We start from the raw sequence: 16,356 nt of genomic DNA on the forward strand, positions 1-16,356 counted from the left end.
CCGGATGCGCCGCACGCACCGCAAGTGCAGCCGTTTCCACCTCCGGCGCGCACTGCGCCGGGCTCGATCGCGGCCGCCGCGACTGCTCGGCCAGTCCTGCCTCGCCCTCGCTCCGGTAGCGCAAAAGCAGCTTGTGGCCGCACGTCCGTCCGATACCGAAGCGCCGACACAACGCGCTCACATTCGCCCCCTCTGCGGAGGCGAGCCTCACGAACTCCAACCTCTGTTTCATCGCGCTTTTGTCCTTGAATGGCATCCCGAACCCCTCGCGCGCAATGCGCAAAACTGTTCGCGATGTCTTCGCACACCTGTTCGCGATGTCTCCGGTCCAAACACCCCCTTGAGGGGGAGATGCCCGGCAGGGCAGAGGGGGGTGCTGTCCCGCAGACTTTTACAGCTTAATGGAGCGCCCTCCGGCGACGTTGCGCTACATCGTCGCCGCCTTCTCGATCTGCCCGCGGATCTCGCCGTCCTTGTGGGCCGCCGTATGGATGTTGATGTAGTATTTGCCGGCCATCAGGTCGGCAGCCTGCGCGTCGGTCAGGATTGCCGCCCCCTTGAACGGGCTTTTCGGAGCGCCCTTGAACGGGACGACGACGTCGGCATTTTCACCCTTTGCTGCCGGACCGTGAATATGTCCGGCCGTCGCCGGTCCACTGAGACCTGAATACATCACGTTCCAGGTGAGCTGTTTCGTGTCGGTGTTGAAGCCGAGAGTGGCCTCGCCTTTGCCCTCCGTGGTGACGCCTGGATTCTGCTGAGCGCCATCGAGCGTCGCCTTCATCTTCATCATGTCGGCCAAGGCCGGTGAACCGCACAGGAAGGGAGCCGAAACGGCGAGCGCCGAAAGCATCGGCGAGAAGGATTGCATGCGCATGGAATTCTCCGTTGTGGCGATGACATCCGCTGAAGCAGGATGCACTGGAACAACGGTTGTGGCGAGCGGATGTTTCCACCGGTAACGGCTATTTTACATCCAAAAAGGGGGCGGTCGCCCGTCCCCTTTTTTCAAACTGCGGACCCCAGAGGCCCTGGTTGACGGCTTACTTGATGGCCTTGTCGGTGATGGCGGTCGTGTAGGCGCCGGTCGGCTCCTTAGTGATGATCTTCTGGTCGAGCAGCGCCTTGGCGGTGCGCGCGTAGGTCGCCGGGTCGAGCTTGCCGTCGGCATTGTCGATCAGCTTGGCGACTTCGCCCATCATGCGCTTCTGGTGGTTCTCGTCCTGGCCGCCATTGTCCATGACGATGCCGGCCGCCTCGTCGGAATTGTCGACGGCGTATTTCCAGCCCTTCATCGAGGCGCGCACGAAACGCACCATCTTGTCCTCGAAGGCCGGATCCTTGAGCTTGTCCTCCAGAGCGTAGAGACCGTCCTCAAGCAGGTCGTTGCCCATGGCCGAGTAGTTGAACACGATCAGCTCTTCCGGCTTGTAGCCGGCATCGATGAGCTGCCAGTATTCGTTGTAGGTCATGACCGAAATACAATCCGCCTGCTTCTGGATCAGCGGCTGCACGTCGAAACTCTGCTTCAGCACGGTGACGCCATCCGGGCCGCCGTCGGTCTTCAAGCCGAGCTTGTTCATCCAGGCGTAGAACGGATACTCGTTGCCGAAGAACCAGACGCCGAGCGTATGGCCCTTGAAGTCGGCTTCGGTTTTGACGGGGCCGTCCTTCGGGCAGACCAGTTGCATGCCGGCCTTCTTGAACGGCTGGGCGATATTGACCAGCGGCACGCCCTTTTCGCGTGCGGCCAGCGCGCCGCCCATCCAGTCGACGATGACGTCGGCGCCGCCACCGGCGATCACCTGCTCGGGCGCGATATCGGGGCCGCCCGGCTTGATCTCGACGTCGAGGCCCTCGGCCTCATAAAAACCCTTGTCCTTGGCGACGTAGTAGCCGGCGAACTGGGCCTGCGTGACCCATTTCAGCTGCAGCGTCACCTTGTCTGCGGCCATCGCCTGGAACGCGGCAAGCGACATCGCGCCGGCCAGCATCGAAACAACAAGTCTTTTCATGCTTTTACCCTCTGGAGTTAAGTGTTCACCCTTTTAGGACCAGGACCTTCAATCCAACCCTGATTCCAAACCCGCCACCGCCCTATCCACCACGGACGGAGGGATGCCAAAACGTGACTGCTCTCTCGAAAAGAGCGACCACGCCATAAAAGACCGAACCCGCAAGTGCTGCAACTGCGATTTCGGCCCAGACCATGTCGATATTCATCCGTCCGACTTCGGTCGAAATCCGGAATCCCATGCCGACCACCGGCGTGCCGAAGAACTCCGCGACGATGGCGCCGATCAGCGCCAGCGTCGAATTGATCTTCAGCGCATTGAAGATGAAGGGCGCTGCCGCCGGCAGCCGCAGCTTGAACAGCGTCTGCCAGTAGCTCGACGCATAGGTGCGCATCAGGTCGCGTTCCATATGGCCAGAGGCGGCAAGCCCGGCGACCGTGTTCACCAGCATCGGGAAGAAGGTCATGATGATGACGACCGCGGCCTTCGACTGCCAGTCGAAGCCGAACCACATGACCATGATCGGCGCCACGCCGATGATCGGCAGCGCCGACACCATATTGCCAATCGGCAGCAAGCCGCGGCGCAGGAACGGCACGCGGTCGGCCGCGATGGCGGCAAGGAAGCCGGCGCCGCTGCCAACGACGTAGCCGAAGATCACCGCCTTGAAGATGGTCTGCCGCACGTCGGCGGCCAGCACCGGCAGCGAATTGGCGATGCGCACGCCGATGGCGCTTGGCGGCGGCAGCAGGATGAAAGGAATGCCGGCGCCGCGCGTCACCGCCTCCCAGATGATCAGGATCCAGGCGCCGAAGATCGCCGGGATGATCAGCCTCAAAGCAGTCGCCGCCCAGCGCGAGGTCGGGCGAAGCGCGGACAGGACCGTTACGCAGCGCCAGGCCAGAAGCCATGCGGCGGCAAGCAGCAAATAGAACGATGCGCGAGCGGTCCCCTCATTGCCGGTTATGCCGGCGAGCAGCAGCCACGCCGCGCCATGCGCGCCAAGGAACAGACAGGTCGCCGCGATTGCGGGTGGAAATTGATCCATCTGGATCGCAAACAGCAACAGGATGAAGATCAAAGCCACCGTCGCGATGTCATAGCCCGGCGTAGCAGTGACAAGCAGTCCCGAAAAAAGCGCGCCGGCAAGGAGGGCAAGCGCGGCATACCCCTGCCAGGAACGAGGCGTGATTGATGAAAGGCTGAAGAGATCGCTCATGCCGGCCTCCCGCCCATGGCGCGGTCAACGAGGCGTCCGGCAATGCCGACCACCATCACCAGCAGCGCCGCCACCACCGAGCCCGCCACCAGCGCCGACCAGATATCGATTGTCTGGCTGTAATAGGCGCCGGCAAGCAGCTTGGCGCCGATGCCGGCGACCGCACCGGTCGGCAACTCACCGACGATGGCGCCGACCAGGCTGGCGGCCACCGCCACCTTCATCGAGGTGAACAGGAACGGCACCGAAGCCGGCACGCGCAGTTTCCAGAAGGTCTGCGAGGGGCTGGCATTGTAGGTGTGCATCAGGTCGAGATGGGTGAGTTCGGGCGAACGCAGCCCCTTGACCATGCCGACCGCCACCGGAAAGAACGACAGATAGGTCGAGATCAGCGCCTTCGGGATCAGGCCGGTGACGCCGATCGCCGCCAGCACGACGATGATCATCGGCGCCACCGCCAGGATCGGAATGGTCTGGGAGGCGATGATCCACGGCATCAGGCTGCGGTCGAGCGTCGCCACATGGACGATGCCGACGGCAATCAGGATGCCGAGCGCCGTGCCGAAAGCGAAGCCGAGCAGCGTCGAGGACAGCGTTACCCAGGCATTGTAGACAAGGCTGCGATTGCTGGTGACCTTGCGCAGAAACGTGTTCTCGAAGAAATTCACCGCCACCTGATGCGGCGCCGGCAGCGTCGGCTTGGGCTGCGCCATCGTCTTGCCGATGAATTCCACGATCCCCGGCGTCTCGCCCGCACGGCGGTCGAGATCGCGCTGGAACGGCGCGTTGAGGATGACGGCGAAAACATACCAGACGACCACCACGCCTGCGAGGATCGAGGTCACCGGAACGATGTTGTCGCGAAAGGAGTCCATCAGCGAAGCTCCCCTCCTCTCCCCAACGGGGAGAGGGTGGCCGGAGCGAAGCGGAGGCCGGGTGAGGGGGTAGAAATCTTTCCGTCGAGGCAAGCCAAGATCGTATCAAGGACCGCTCGACGTTCGGCCAGAACTTCATGGTTCCAGAACCGAAGAACGGAATAACCATGGCCATTCAACCAGGCCGTCCTGACGGGGTCGGTTGGTGAATCCGCATGCTGGCTACCATCGAGTTCGACAATCAGACCCTTCTCGCGACAAACGAAATCCGCGATGAAAGGTCCAAGCGGCACTTGCCTCACAAATTTGTGGCCGTTGAGATGACGTCCTCTCAGTTCCCCCCAAAGTCGGTACTCAGCCTCGGTTTCGTCGACCCGCAGCTTTCGAGCGCGAGCGGTTGCCCCGGCATTTCTTTTCGTCGGATCTGTCGGCGCCGCCCCCTCACCCGACCTCCGCTTCGCTCCGGCCACCCTCTCCCCGTCGGGGAGAGGAGGGAGCTCATCCCGCTCAATCCTCATAGCTGTGCCCTGCCCTGCGCCGCGTCGCTTCGCTCCTTGCTTCGCCCTAGGATGACGAAGGCACAGGTGACCGCCCCCTCACCCGACCTCCGCTTCGCTCCGGCCACCCTCTCCCCGTCGGGGAGAGGAGGGAGCCCATCCCGCTCAATCCTCATAGCTGTGCCCTGCCCTGAGCCCGTCGCGCACGCGTGCGGCGATCGCCAAAAACTCCGGCGTCTCGCGGATGTCGAGCGGCCGCTTTTTCGGCAGCGTCGATTCGATGACGTCGCTGACGCGGCCTGGGCGCGGCGACATGACGATGATCCGTGTCGACAGGTAGACCGCCTCGGGAATGGAATGGGTGACGAAGCAGATGGTCTTGTTGGTCCGATCCCAAAGCTCCAGAAGCTGTTCGTTGAGGTGGTCGCGCACGATCTCGTCCAGCGCGCCGAACGGCTCGTCCATCAACAGAAGATCGGCATCGAAGGCCAACGCCCGCGCGATCGAGGCACGCTGCTGCATGCCGCCGGAAAGCTGCCACGGGTACTTCTGCTCGAAGCCGGACAGGTTGACGAGGTCGAGCGTGCGCTTGATGCGCGCCGCCTGCTCTGCCTTCGACAGGCCCATGATCTCCAGCGGCAGCGCCACATTGCGCTCGATCGTGCGCCACGGATAAAGTGCGGCCGCCTGGAAGACATAGCCATAGGCGCGGTTTTCGCGCGCCTGCTCCGGCGTCACGCCATTGACGGAGATGCTTCCTGATGTCGGTTTCTCGAGATCGGCGATGACCCGCAGCAAGGTCGTCTTGCCGCAGCCGGACGGCCCGATGAAGGAGACGAATTCGCCCTTGCCGATAGTCAGGTCGACATTCGACAGCGCCTGCACCGGACCGTCACTGGTCTGGAAGGTCAGGCCGAGCTTGCTTGCCGAAACGACGGCTGGCGACTGTCCGGTCATAGGCCGCAGCCTGGCTTTTCGCGTCGCCGCCGCGGCGGCCGGTTACCCGTTGCTTTTGCCAAAATGCTGCTTTCCACTTATCTTGTCCCACTCGATCGAGAGTTTGCCCGATGTCGTCCAAACCCACCTGCCATCTTATCCGCCCCGAAAGCTCTTATGAAGGCAAGCAGGGACTGAGTTATTTCGCCGGCATCGCCGCCGAAACGGTCGGCTCTACCGGCATCTGCATGCACCTGCTCACCATGCCGCCGGGTGCCCGCGCCAAGGCGCATATGCACGAAAGCCATGAAACGGCGATCTATGTGCTCTCCGGCGAGGTCCATACCTGGTATGGCGACCGGCTCGAGCAGCGGATCGTCGCCAAGGCCGGCGACCTTTTCTACATTCCCGCCGGCGTGCCGCATCTGCCGGCCAATCTGAGCGACAGCCCGGCCTCGGCGGTCATCGCCCGCACCGATCCCAACGAACAGGAAAGCGTCGTGCTGCTGCCGGAACTGGAGGGGCTGGTCGCGCGATAGGCGGGCTACCCGCCGGCCAATTGGTATCGGGCATAGAGACAGTGCAATCGCTTCAGGTTTGCGCTGCCCCCCGGCGCCGACTTCGAGAAACACTAGCACCGGGACAGTACCGTCCTTGCGCAAGCTCACACCCCGGTCACCGGAATACCTGACCGTTCCACCTTGCGCGGCGCGGAGATTTCCTTCCAGGTCGACAGCGCCCGGTTGACTGCGGCATTCGGCTCGCGAGCGACGAACTCGCCATGGCCGGGCTTCGCCTTGACTTCAGCCTCCTGGATCGACAGTTCGCCGCGCGAGAAGACGAAGCGCGGCAGGCCGGTCACCTCAACACCTTCGAAGACGTTGTAGTCGATCACCGACTGCTGTTTCTCGGAAGTGATCGTCTTTGTGCGCTTCGGGTCCCAGACGAGGATGTCGGCATCGGCGCCTTCGACGATGGCGCCCTTCTTCGGATACATGTTGAGGATTTTTGCGATGTTGGTCGAGGTCACCGCGACGAACTCGTTCATCGTCAGCCGGCCGGTGTTGACGCCGGTGGTCCACAGCACCGGCAAGCGGTCCTCGAGCCCGCCGGTGCCGTTCGGAATCTTGGTGAAATCGCCGACGCCGTTGCGCTTCTGGCTGGTGGTGAAGGCGCAATGGTCAGTCGCCACCACCTGCAGTGATCCGGCCTGCAGGCCGGCCCACAGCGAATCCTGGTGCAGTTTGTTGCGGAACGGCGGGCTCATGACGCGGCGCGCCGCATGGTCCCAGTCCTTGTTGAAATACTCGCTCTCGTCGAGCGTCAGGTGCTGGATCAGCGGCTCGCCGAACACCCGCATGCCTTTTTGCCGCGCCCGGCGAATGGCTTCGTGGGCCTGCTCGCAGGAGACATGCACGACATAGAGCGGCACGCCGGCCATGTCGGCGATCATGATGGCGCGGTTGGTCGCCTCGCCTTCCACTTCCGGCGGCCGCGAATAGGCGTGCCCTTCGGGGCCGTTGTTGCCGGCGGCCAGCAGCTTCTGCGAAAGCGCCGCCACCACGTCGCCATTCTCGGCATGGACAAGCGGCAGCGCGCCAAGATCGGCGCAGCGCTGGAACGACGAATACATCTCGTCGTCATCGACCATCAGCGCGCCCTTGTAGGCCATGAAGTGCTTGAACGAGGTGATGCCCTTGTCGACCACGGTGGCCATCTCGTCGAACACCTGCTTGCCCCACCAGGTGATCGCCATGTGGAAGGAATAGTCGCAGGACGCCTTCGAGGTCTTGTTGTCCCACATCTGCAAGGCCTCGAGCAGCGACTGCTGCGGCGACGGCAGGCAGAAATCGACGACCATTGTGGTGCCGCCGGCAAGCGCGGCGCGGGTGCCGCTCTCGAAATCGTCGGCCGAATAAGTGCCCATGAACGGCATTTCGAGATGGGTGTGCGGATCGATGCCGCCCGGCATCACATAGCAGCCGGTGGCGTCGAACTCGTGGTCCCCATGCAGGTTCGAACCGATGGCGACGATCTTGCCGTGCTGCATCAGCACATCGGCTTTCCACGTACGATCGGCGGTGACGATGGTGCCGTTCCTGATGACTTTGGTCATTTTCTTGTTCCCTTTGTTCTCTTCGCGGTTCTTGGGGAGCGGCGTTCGGAATCCTGGTTTCTAGCTCACCCCACGATCTCCGCCGTCTCCACCACCGCATGGAACAGCACGTCGGCGCCGGCCGCCGCCCATTCCTTGGTGATCTCCTCGGCCTCGTTGTGGCTGAGCCCGTCGACGCAAGGGCACATCACCATTGCCGTCGGCGCGACGCGGTTGATCCAGCAGGCGTCGTGGCCGGCGCCGGAGACGATGTTGCGATGCGTATAACCCAGGCGCTCGGCCGCATCCCGCACTGCCTTGACGCAGCCCGGATCGAAAGTCACCGGATCGAAATGGCCGACCTGGTCGATTTGATATTGGATGTCGAGCGCTTCGCAGATCGTGTCGATGCCTTCGCGGATGCGCTCGTCCATGGCGTCGAGCACTTCCTTTTCCGGCGAGCGGATGTCGATGGTGAACATGGTGCGGCCGGCGATGATGTTGCGCGAGTTCGGATAGACCTCCATGTGGCCGACCGCGCCGACGGCGTCGGGCTGATAGTCCATGGCGATCTCGTGCACCAGTTCGATCACCCGCGCCATGCCGAGCCCGGCATTGCGGCGCTTGGGCATCGGCGTCGAGCCGGTATGCGCCTCCTTGCCGGTCAGCGTCACCTGCAGCCATTTCAATCCCTGGCCATGGGTGACGACGCCGATGTCGATGCCCTCGTCTTCGAGGATCGGGCCCTGCTCGATATGCAGCTCGAAGAAGGCGTGGATCCTGCGCGCACCGACTTTCTCGCTGCCTTTCCAGCCGATGCGTTCGAGCTCCTCGCCGAATTTTTTGCCGTCCTTGTCGACATGTTCGTAGACGTCGGCCTGGTCGAGGACGCCGGCGAACACGCCGGATGCCATCATCGCCGGCGCAAAGCGCGCGCCTTCCTCGTTGGTCCAGTTGGTGACGACGATCGGATGTTTTGTCTTGATGCCGAGCTCGTTGAGCGAGCGCACGATCTCCAGGCCGCCGAGCACGCCAAGCACGCCGTCATACTTGCCGCCGGTCGGCTGGGTGTCGAGATGGCTGCCGACATAGACCGGCGGCAGATCAGGGTCGGTGCCCTCGCGGCGGGCAAACATCGTGCCCATCTCGTCGAGGCCCATTTCAAGTCCCGCCGCCTCGCACCAGCGCTTGAACAGCTGCCGCCCCTCGCCGTCCGCGTCGGTCAAAGTCTGGCGATTGTTGCCGCCGGCAACGCCGGGGCCGATCTTCGCCATCTCCATTATCGAATCCCACAAACGGTCTGAATTGATTCGCAGATTCTCGCCCGGAGCGGCCATTTTAATACCTTTTCGATTGCGGCACGCCGGCGTCCCCCTCCCCCTCGAGGGGAGGGTGACCGCGAAGCGGTCGGGTGGGGTCGCCGAACATGCGCGCGACCTTCTCCTTGACCACTTGCGCGACATGCCAAGCGCTGTTTATGACATCAGGCTCGTCAACGCGGTAGACATCGAACCCGAGCGATCGCAGATAGGCATCACGGACAGCATCGTGCCGCTTGCCCCTCTCCTGCTCGTGCAAGTCGCCATCCACTTCCACGACCAGCTTTACCGCAAGACAGGCGAAGTCGACGATATAGGGTCCGATCGGGCACTGGCGACGGAACTTGATACCGGCCGATTTCAGCTCGCGCAGTTCATACCACAGCAGGGATTCGCCCTTGGTCGCGTGAACTCGAAGCGCCCGCGCCTTTTGGCGCATTTCGAAGCTCACGCGGGTACGGGGCATCAGAAGCGTCCTCGCAGCAAGAGATCAGGTTGGCGCGCGTCGCCACCGACCCCACCCGGCCGCTTCGCGGCCACCCTCCCCTCGAGGGGGAGGGATATCCGTGCCCAGTTCTTCAATCCACCGCCCTCAGCACTTCACGCACATGGTCGATCAATTCGTTGATCTGGCCCTTGGTGATGATCAGCGGCGGCGACAGCGCGATGATGTCGCCGGTGGTGCGGATCAGCGCGCCGCGCTCGAACGCTTTCACAAAAGCCGAGAAGGCACGCTTGGTCGGACTGCCGGGGATGGGCGCCAGCTCGATCGCGCCGATCAGGCCGATGTTTCTGATGTCGATGACGTTCGGCTCGCCCTTCAGCGAATGCAGCGCGTCTTCCCAATACGGCGCCAGTTCCTGGCCGCGGGTCAGCAGGCCCTCTTCCTTATAGGTGTCGAGCGTGCCCAGCGCCGCCGCACAGGCGATCGGATTGCCCGAATAGGTGTAGCCGTGAAAGAACTCGATCATATGCTCGGGGCCGGTCATGAAGGCGTCGTGGATTTCCTTCTTGACGAACACCGCGCCCATCGGAATGACGCCGTTGGAGACACCCTTGGCGGTGGTCATGATATCGGGCGTGACGCCGAAATAGTCGGCGGCAAACGGCGTGCCGAGACGGCCGAAGCCGGTGATGACCTCGTCGAAGATCAAAAGGATGCCGTGCCTGGTGCAAATCTCGCGCAGCCTCTCGAGATAGCCCTTCGGCGGCAGGATGACGCCGGTGGAACCGGCCACCGGCTCGACGATGACGGCCGCGATGGTCGAGGCGTCGTGCAGCGCGACGATGCGCTCCAACTCGTTGGCCAGTTCCGCGCCATGCTCGGGCACGCCCTTGGTGAACGAATTCTTCTCGGGCAGGTGGGTGTGCGGCATGTGGTCGACGCCGCCGAGCAGCGTGCCGAACATCTTGCGGTTGGTGACGATGCCGCCGACCGAGATGCCGCCGAAATTGACGCCGTGATAGCCGCGCTCGCGGCCGATCAGGCGGGTGCGCGAGCCCTCGCCTCTGGCGCGGTGATAGGCGATCGCCATCTTCAGCGCGGTCTCGACCGATTCCGATCCGGAATTGGTGAAGAACACGTGGTCCATGCCCTCCGGCGCCAGGTCGACCAAACGGTTCGCCAATTCGAAGACGATCGGGTGACCCATCTGGAACGCCGGCGCATAGTCGAGCTCTGCGGCCTGGCTCTGGATCGCCTCGGTGATCTTCGGCCGGCAGTGGCCGGCATTGACGCACCACAGGCCGGCAGTGCCGTCTAAAACCGTACGACCGTCGCTCGTCGTGTAATGCATGTCCTTGGCGGACACCATCATGCGCGGCGCCTGCTTGAACTGCCGGTTTGCCGTGAACGGCATCCAGAATGCGCTGAGATCGTTCGGCGTGACTTTCAGCCGGTTGGACATGACCAAGACTTCCCCTTGTAACCTGTTTCGGTGCGGCTAACGCTTGGTCTTCCCGACACTTGGTCTCTGCTGCGTTTTCGTGCTACGCAAATTTTGACCGATTGGACAAACGTTAGCACCGCCCTGTCGGCGGTCAAGGGATTACTAGCGGAAATGCGGCAGCTGAGGCGCGCTCCACAGGCCGGAGAAAAACTGGTCCAGAGTATTGGTCCAGATCGCTCTCCAACCCAGGATATGCCGCGGTGACGGCCGACATGGAAATTCCCGCTCCTCGCCGCACCCGCATCCAGCAGGAAAAGCGCGAGCTGATCCTGGAGGCGGCGCTCGAGGTGTTCTCGACCAGCGGCTTTCGCGGCTCGACCATCGACCAGATCGCCGAAGCCGCCGGCATGTCGAAGCCGAACCTGCTCTACTATTTCCGCCGCAAGGAGGATATCCACGAGACGCTGATGCAGCGGCTTCTGGACACCTGGCTGGCGCCGCTGCGCGAACTCGACGACATCGGCGATCCCTTGACCGAATTGCGCAGCTATATCAGGCGCAAGCTCGAAATGGCGCGCGATTTCCCCAGGGAAAGCCGCCTGTTCGCCAACGAGATCCTGCAGGGCGCGCCGCGCATCATGCCGATGCTGGAAGGCGAGCTGAAGACGCTGGTCGACGAGAAGGCCGCCGTCATCAAGGGCTGGATGCGCGCCGGCAAGATCGCATCCACCGACCCCTGGCACCTGATCTTCTCGATCTGGGCGACGACGCAGCACTATGCCGATTTCGACGTTCAGGTCCGCGCCGTGCTCGGCCCCGACCGCGGCGGCGACGGCCGCTTCGAGGATGCTGCAAGATTTCTCGAACAATTGTTCATCGACGGGCTGAAGCCGAAGATCTGAAGCTTCAGCAATATGGTTTGACAGATTGAGACCGTTTGCCAGAGGCTACGGCGGCTGCCTCCGCGAAGCGACCGACCGAACCATCAAAGCGGCTGCGCCGCCAGCGCCAGGAAACCTCCAGTCAGCGCCACGTTGCCGACAAAGCCGTTGATGCGCGACGCGCGCTCGGGCCCCTGATGATCCCAGAAATTGTGGAACATCGGCGTGGCCACCATCAGGAACAGCACCAGGCACAGAGCCGCGGCAGCGGTCCAGACACCTGATATCACCAGCGCTCCGGATACGATTTGCAGGACGATCCCCAACCACAGCATCAGCCGCGCCTGCGGCACGCCTCGCGTCGTCATCAGCTGGATCAGGAAGCCTGCATTCTGGATGTTGCGCAGGCCGGCAAAGACAAAGGCGCCGCCAAGCAGCAGGCGTGCGGCAACCAGAATCTCATTCTCAAAATTCGACAACATGGTCTTGATCCCAAAGCAAAAAGAGACGCGCGGCGTTAAGGCTGCCCACCCAGTTTCGTCCGCTCAGGCGGCCTTGGCAGCCGCTACCGGATGAATGGCGTGGAAGGGCACGCAGAGCCGGTTCCAGGTGTTGATCATGCCGATCGCGACGGACAGCTTGACCAGTTCCTCTTCCGAGAAGTGTTCGAGCGTGCGAGCATAGAGATCGTCCGGCACGCCGCTGTCGGCGATCTTCGTCACCACGTCGGTCCAGGCGAAGGCGGCGCGTTCGCGCTCGGAAAACAGCGGCGATTCCTTCCAGGCGGAGACGAGATAGAGCCGCTGCTCGGTCTCGCCATCTCGGCGCGCCTCGCGGCTATGCATCTCGACGCAGTACGAACAGCCATTGATCTGCGACGCCCGCAGCTTGATCAGATGCAGCAGGCCTTCCTCGAGCCCGCACTCGTCGACTGCCTTGTTGAGCGCCGATACCGCTTTCATGATTTCCGGCGCCGCGCCGAAGAATTGCAGCCTCTGTTTCATTCTCTTACCCTTCACGCTTGCTTGGTTGAACTGGATTTCTGCGGTCGTTGATGGCGCTCGACAAAGGCGCAGTTGGCGGCGACTGAACGGGGATCGGCGTCGCTCATATAGTCGGCAACGATGTCGGACAGCCGGGACTCGGCAAGAGCGGCGCGATAGGCGCGCTCGGCCTTCAGCATCGCGACGCTGATGCCGCAAGGTTTGACATAGGCCGAGGCATCGAGCCTGGCCGGCCCGCGCTGACGGATTTCGCCGCAACGGAAGGCCGGTTCGCGTCCTTCGACGGCGAGCACGATGTCGAGCAGCGTTATGCGCTCCGCCGGCCGCGCCAGCCGGAAACCGCCCGATGGCCCGGGCACCGATTCCAGGATGCCCGACGCCGTCAGCGCGTTGAGATGCTTGAGCAGATAGCTCGGCGACAGGCCGAACGCTTCCGCCATGGCAGCACCCGGCATGGTCGCCGCGCCCTCCACGCCGGCAAGCATGGCGGCGCAGTGGATGGCCGCTTCAACGCCCTCGCCCAGCTTCATTTTTTTGAGTCCAAATTCATGGATATATCTTATCGTGGATAATTTTTATCCGCATTAGGAAATTAAGAGTCTCGACGCCGGATGGCTGCGCTGACGGCGATTTTATACGATCGATGGCGCTGCCCCTCATTGCCCTGCCGGGCATTTCTCCCCGTATAGTGACGGGGAGAAAGACGCTATCACCGATGATTTTCGCCAATTATCGGCGGTGCAAAAAGGGCGGCGAGGTTGCGGCAATCCCCCTTCTTCCCGTCACTATACGGGGAGAAGGTGCCGGCAGGCGGATGAGGGGCAGCGCCAACCTCGACAATTCAACCGGACGAAACCGATCTGGCGCTTCGACCAAACTTACTCCGCGGCCACCTTTGCCATCGGGTTGTTTGGATGCGTCGTCCAGTTGGCGTAGACCGGCGACACCGGTCTGCCAGTGCGCTGGTCGATGACGCCGGCCGCCAGCGGCTCCATGGTGATACAGTTCTCGACAGGGCAGACATTGACGCAGAGGTTGCAGCCGACGCATTCGGCCTCGATCACCTCGAAATGCCGCTTGCCGTCCACCATGCTGGTGATCGCCTGGTGCGAGGTGTCCTCGCAGGCGATGTGGCAGCGGCCGCATTTGATGCAGGCCTCCTGGTCGATATGCGCCTTGGCGACGTAATTGAGGTTGAGATATTGCCAGTCGGTGACGTTGGGCGTGGCGCGGCCGACGATATCGTCGAGCGAGGCATGGCCCTTCTCGTCCATCCAGTTTTCGAGGCCGGCGATCATCTCCTGCACGATCTTGAAGCCATAGGTCATCGCCGCCGTGCACACCTGCACATTGCCGGCGCCGAGCGCCATGAATTCGGCAGCGTCGCGCCACGTGGTGATGCCGCCGATGCCGGAGATCGGCAGGCCGTGGGTTTCCGGATCGCGGGCGATCTCGGCGACCATGTTCATGGCGATCGGCTTCACCGCCGGGCCGCAATAGCCGCCATGCGAACCCTTGCCGTCGATCGTCGGCTCCGGTGCGAAACTGTCGAGATTGACGCCGGTGATCGAATTGATGGTGTTGATCAGCGACACCGCGTCGGTGCCGCCGGCATGGGCGGCGCGCGCCGGCTTGCGTATGTCGGTAATGTTCGGCGTCAGCTTGGTGATCACAGGCATGCGGGTGTTGGCCTTGCACCAGCGCACTACCATTTCGATGTATTCCGGCACCTGGCCGACGGCGGCGCCCATGCCGCGTTCCGACATGCCGTGCGGGCAGCCGAAATTGAGCTCGATGCCGTCGGCCCCGGTCTCCTCGACCACCGGCAGGATCGCCTTCCACGCATGCTCCTCGCAAGGCACCATCAGCGAGACGACGATGGCGCGGTCGGGCCAGTCCATCTTGACCTGCTTGATCTCGCGCAGATTGGTCTGCAAGTCGCGGTCGGTGATCAGCTCGATGTTGTTCAAGCCGAGCAGGCGGCGATCGGCGCCCCAGATCGCGCCATAGCGCGGGCCGTTGACATTGACCACCGGCGGCCCCTCTTCGCCGAGCGTCTTCCAGACAACGCCGCCCCAGCCCGCCCTGAAGGCGCGGATGACATTGTAGGCCTTGTCGGTCGGCGGCGCCGAGGCTAGCCAGAACGGATTCGGCGATTTGATGCCGACGAAATTGTTTCTGATATCTGCCATGCTCATGCCCTCCCGTTCGAGGTCGCCCGGTGGATCGATTCGGCCGCGTCGCGCCCCTGCGCGACTGCCGAGACGGTGAGGTCGTCGCCGCCATAGATGCAGTCGCCGCCGGCCCAGACGTTTGGCAGCGAGGTGCGGCCTTCGGCGTCGACCTTGATGCGGCCGGCTTCCAGCGCCAGCAAGGCGCCGCTGCCGTTGAGCGCAGCCGGGACAAAGCTCTGGCCGATCGCCTTGAACACCTGGTCGGCGGTGAGCGTCAGCCGCTCGCCGGTGCCGACGAGTTTCTCGCCATCCATCGCCGTATATTCAAGCTCGATGCCCGACACCTTGCCGCCTTCGGCAATGACCCGCTTCGGCTGCAGCCAGTGACGGATGATGACGCCGTTGGCGGCGGCCAGGTCCTGCTCGAATTCCGAGGCGTTCATGTGCTCCTGGCCGCGCCGGTAGCAGATTGTCACCTCTTCGGCGCCGAGCAGTTTTGATTGCACCGCCGCGTCGATCGCCGTCATGCCGCCGCCGATGACGACGACGCGCCGGCCGACCGGCAGGCTGGCAAGATCGCTGGCCTGGCGAAGCTCGGCAATGAACTCCACCGCATTGGTGACGCCTTGCGCGTCCTCGCCGTCGGCGCGCAGCGCGTTGACGCCGCCAAGCCCCATGCCGAGGAACACTGCATCGTAATTCCTGGTCAGGTCCGACAGCTGGTAATCGCGGCCAAGCGCCTTGCCGTTCTGGATGTCGATGCCGCCGATCGAAATGACATAGTCGACCTCGGCCTGGGCAAAATTGTCGATGCTCTTGTAAGCGGCGATGCCGTATTCATTGAGACCGCCGGCTTTCGGGCGCGCCTCGAGGATGGTCACGTCGTGACCGTGGCGGGCGAGCCGATGGGCGGCGGCAAGCCCGGCCGGTCCGGCGCCGACCACGGCGACCGTCTTGCCGGTCGGAGCGGCGCGCGCATAGAACTGCTTGTTCTCAGCCATCGCGACATCGGTGGCATAACGCTGCAGGCGGCCGATCTGCACCGGCTTGCCTTCAGCCACTTCGCGCACGCAGACCTCTTCGCACAGCGTCTCGGTCGGGCAGACGCGGGCGCACATGCCGCCCAAAATGTTCTGGTCGAAAATCGTCCTGGCCGAGCCGATCGGATTGCCGGTCGAGATCTGGCGGATGAACAGCGGGATGTCGATCGAGGTCGGGCATGCGTTCATGCACGGCGCATCGTAGCAGAAATAGCAGCGATCGGACTCGACCAGCGCCTCGTGATGATCGAGCGGCGGATGCAGGTCGGAAAAATTATCGGCATATTGCTCGGGCGAAAGCCGCCCGCCGGCAATGCCCTGCTTGAAATGACCAGTCGCCATTCCGCTTCCCCATTCCTTGTTGTTTTGCGGAAGGCTAGCACGTTTTGTTTTTTTATCAATTGGTCAATTT

The 16,356-nt window shown here is 63.0% G+C and carries 18 protein-coding genes; 2 read left to right on the top strand and 16 right to left on the bottom strand.

Annotated elements, in window-relative coordinates:
- The 7 genes from BLT09_RS30700 to BLT09_RS30730 form a co-directional block, all read right to left on the bottom strand.
- Positions 1–232, bottom strand: a 232-nt coding sequence (locus tag BLT09_RS30700; RefSeq protein ID WP_167366579.1) for a helix-turn-helix domain-containing protein, incomplete at its 3' end; no start/stop codon positions are given.
- Between the two features lie 195 nt (positions 233–427).
- The gene (locus BLT09_RS30705; RefSeq protein WP_091600267.1) at positions 428–877 is read right to left on the bottom strand and encodes a CHRD domain-containing protein; all 450 of its coding nucleotides are present in this window, start codon (positions 875–877) and stop codon (positions 428–430) included.
- Between the two features lie 166 nt (positions 878–1,043).
- A complete protein-coding gene (locus tag BLT09_RS30710) occupies positions 1,044–2,015 on the bottom strand; it encodes an ABC transporter substrate-binding protein (protein ID WP_023798699.1) in 972 nt (323 codons plus the stop codon).
- An 82-nt stretch (positions 2,016–2,097) separates the two neighbouring features.
- Positions 2,098–3,234: an ABC transporter permease gene (locus BLT09_RS30715; RefSeq protein WP_091600268.1), complete on the bottom strand. Its 1,137-nt coding sequence runs from the start codon at positions 3,232–3,234 to the stop codon at positions 2,098–2,100.
- The gene (locus BLT09_RS30720; protein WP_091600269.1) at positions 3,231–4,109 is read right to left on the bottom strand and encodes an ABC transporter permease; all 879 of its coding nucleotides are present in this window, start codon (positions 4,107–4,109) and stop codon (positions 3,231–3,233) included. The genes BLT09_RS30715 and BLT09_RS30720 overlap by 4 nt, the downstream gene beginning before the upstream one ends.
- Complete coding sequence (locus BLT09_RS30725) at positions 4,109–4,627, bottom strand: endonuclease domain-containing protein (RefSeq protein ID WP_091600270.1); 519 nt, start codon at positions 4,625–4,627, stop codon at positions 4,109–4,111. The genes BLT09_RS30720 and BLT09_RS30725 overlap by 1 nt, the downstream gene beginning before the upstream one ends.
- 144 nt (positions 4,628–4,771) lie before the next feature.
- The gene (locus BLT09_RS30730) at positions 4,772–5,563 is read right to left on the bottom strand and encodes an ABC transporter ATP-binding protein (protein ID WP_091600271.1); all 792 of its coding nucleotides are present in this window, start codon (positions 5,561–5,563) and stop codon (positions 4,772–4,774) included.
- A 110-nt stretch (positions 5,564–5,673) separates the two neighbouring features.
- On the opposite strand from BLT09_RS30730, the gene BLT09_RS30735 reads away from it, so the two are divergent.
- The gene (locus tag BLT09_RS30735; protein WP_091600272.1) at positions 5,674–6,081 is read left to right on the top strand and encodes a cupin domain-containing protein; all 408 of its coding nucleotides are present in this window, start codon (positions 5,674–5,676) and stop codon (positions 6,079–6,081) included.
- Positions 6,082–6,206: 125 nt separating this feature from the next.
- On the opposite strand, the gene hydA is transcribed toward BLT09_RS30735, so the two are convergent.
- The 4 genes from hydA to aptA all read right to left on the bottom strand — a co-directional run bounded on the left by hydA (position 6,207) and on the right by aptA (position 10,863).
- Positions 6,207–7,658 (bottom strand): dihydropyrimidinase, encoded by a 1,452-nt coding sequence (gene hydA, locus BLT09_RS30740; protein WP_091600273.1) that lies wholly within the window; start codon positions 7,656–7,658, stop codon positions 6,207–6,209.
- Positions 7,659–7,723: 65 nt separating this feature from the next.
- The gene (locus BLT09_RS30745) at positions 7,724–8,974 is read right to left on the bottom strand and encodes a Zn-dependent hydrolase (RefSeq protein WP_091600274.1); all 1,251 of its coding nucleotides are present in this window, start codon (positions 8,972–8,974) and stop codon (positions 7,724–7,726) included.
- Position 8,975: 1 nt separating this feature from the next.
- Positions 8,976–9,422 carry an endonuclease domain-containing protein gene (locus tag BLT09_RS30750; protein ID WP_091600275.1) on the bottom strand — a complete coding sequence of 149 codons (447 nt, stop codon included), beginning with the start codon at positions 9,420–9,422 and terminating at the stop codon, positions 8,976–8,978.
- Positions 9,423–9,534: 112 nt separating this feature from the next.
- Positions 9,535–10,863: an omega-aminotransferase AptA gene (gene aptA, locus BLT09_RS30755; protein ID WP_027153834.1), complete on the bottom strand. Its 1,329-nt coding sequence runs from the start codon at positions 10,861–10,863 to the stop codon at positions 9,535–9,537.
- Between the two features lie 254 nt (positions 10,864–11,117).
- On the opposite strand from aptA, the gene BLT09_RS30760 reads away from it, so the two are divergent.
- Positions 11,118–11,747 (top strand): TetR family transcriptional regulator C-terminal domain-containing protein, encoded by a 630-nt coding sequence (locus BLT09_RS30760; protein WP_091600303.1) that lies wholly within the window; start codon positions 11,118–11,120, stop codon positions 11,745–11,747.
- Between the two features lie 83 nt (positions 11,748–11,830).
- On the opposite strand, the gene BLT09_RS30765 is transcribed toward BLT09_RS30760, so the two are convergent.
- The 5 genes from BLT09_RS30765 to BLT09_RS30790 all read right to left on the bottom strand — a co-directional run bounded on the left by BLT09_RS30765 (position 11,831) and on the right by BLT09_RS30790 (position 16,286).
- Entirely contained in the window at positions 11,831–12,208 is a 378-nt protein-coding gene (locus BLT09_RS30765; protein ID WP_091600276.1) for a DoxX family protein, read from the bottom strand.
- A gap of 63 nt (positions 12,209–12,271) precedes the next feature.
- A complete protein-coding gene (locus BLT09_RS30770) occupies positions 12,272–12,730 on the bottom strand; it encodes a carboxymuconolactone decarboxylase family protein (protein ID WP_091600277.1) in 459 nt (152 codons plus the stop codon).
- 11 nt (positions 12,731–12,741) lie between these two features.
- Positions 12,742–13,260 carry an RrF2 family transcriptional regulator gene (locus BLT09_RS30775; RefSeq protein WP_091600278.1) on the bottom strand — a complete coding sequence of 173 codons (519 nt, stop codon included), beginning with the start codon at positions 13,258–13,260 and terminating at the stop codon, positions 12,742–12,744.
- Positions 13,261–13,608: 348 nt separating this feature from the next.
- Positions 13,609–14,922, bottom strand: a complete 1,314-nt coding sequence (gene preA / locus BLT09_RS30785; protein WP_091600279.1) for an NAD-dependent dihydropyrimidine dehydrogenase subunit PreA — start codon at positions 14,920–14,922, stop codon at positions 13,609–13,611.
- 2 nt (positions 14,923–14,924) lie between these two features.
- Positions 14,925–16,286 carry an NAD(P)-dependent oxidoreductase gene (locus tag BLT09_RS30790; protein WP_091600280.1) on the bottom strand — a complete coding sequence of 454 codons (1,362 nt, stop codon included), beginning with the start codon at positions 16,284–16,286 and terminating at the stop codon, positions 14,925–14,927.
- Positions 16,287–16,356 lie beyond the last annotated feature (70 nt).

It is taken from the genome of Mesorhizobium muleiense (assembly GCF_900099905.1).
Classification (GTDB): domain Bacteria; phylum Pseudomonadota; class Alphaproteobacteria; order Rhizobiales; family Rhizobiaceae; genus Mesorhizobium; species Mesorhizobium muleiense.